We start from the raw sequence: 562 nt of genomic DNA, 5'->3' as shown, positions 1-562 counted from the left end.
TGACCTTATAAATAATACTAATGGAGCGGGTGAGGAGAATCGAACTCCCGACAACAGCTTGGAAGGCTGTGGTTTTACCACTAAACTACACCCGCATATGGTGCGCCCAGCAGAAGTCGAATCCACAACCTTCTGATCCGTAGTCAGACGCTCTATCCAATTGAGCTATGGGCGCATTATTATAAAGTTATAATGTTAAAAATATGAAATATTTGGTGCGGTCGAGAGGACTTGAACCTCCACCGAGTTACCTCGACTAGGCCCTCAACCTAGCGCGTCTGCCATTCCGCCACGGCCGCATCTCATTCAACGAAGTGTTTATATTGTAACACATATAATTCTTAGTGTCAATACTTAATTTCAAAAAATAAAATGGTGAGTCATGCAGGATTCGAACCAGCGACCCTCTGATTAAAAGTCAGATGCTCTACCAACTGAGCTAATGACTCATGACCAAAAATAACAAATGCAATAAATTAATTGGCTGGGGTACCAGGATTCGAACCTGGGCATGATGGAATCAAAATCCATTGCCTTACCGCTTGGCTATACCCCAATATTT

General features: G+C 42.9%; 5 tRNA genes. All 5 read right to left on the bottom strand.

Annotation, left to right across the window (positions count from 1 at the left end):
• Window positions 1-21: 21 nt before the first annotated feature.
• Window positions 22-95 (bottom strand) — tRNA-Gly (locus tag KTHG_RS00150).
• Window positions 96-98: 3 nt separating this feature from the next.
• Window positions 99-175 (bottom strand) — tRNA-Arg (locus tag KTHG_RS00145).
• Between the two features lie 38 nt (window positions 176-213).
• Window positions 214-299: transfer RNA gene (locus KTHG_RS00140), tRNA-Leu, on the bottom strand.
• A gap of 74 nt (window positions 300-373) precedes the next feature.
• Window positions 374-449 (bottom strand) — tRNA-Lys (locus KTHG_RS00135).
• A 32-nt stretch (window positions 450-481) separates the two neighbouring features.
• Window positions 482-556, bottom strand: a tRNA-Gln gene (locus KTHG_RS00130).
• Between the last annotated feature and the right edge of the window lie 6 nt (window positions 557-562).

The organism is Kurthia sp. Dielmo (genome assembly GCF_000307285.2).
GTDB classification, from domain to species: domain Bacteria; phylum Bacillota; class Bacilli; order Bacillales_A; family Planococcaceae; genus Kurthia; species Kurthia populi.
The sequence above is the reverse complement of the archived record's forward strand: the minus strand, read 5'-3'. Positions and strand labels throughout refer to the sequence as shown.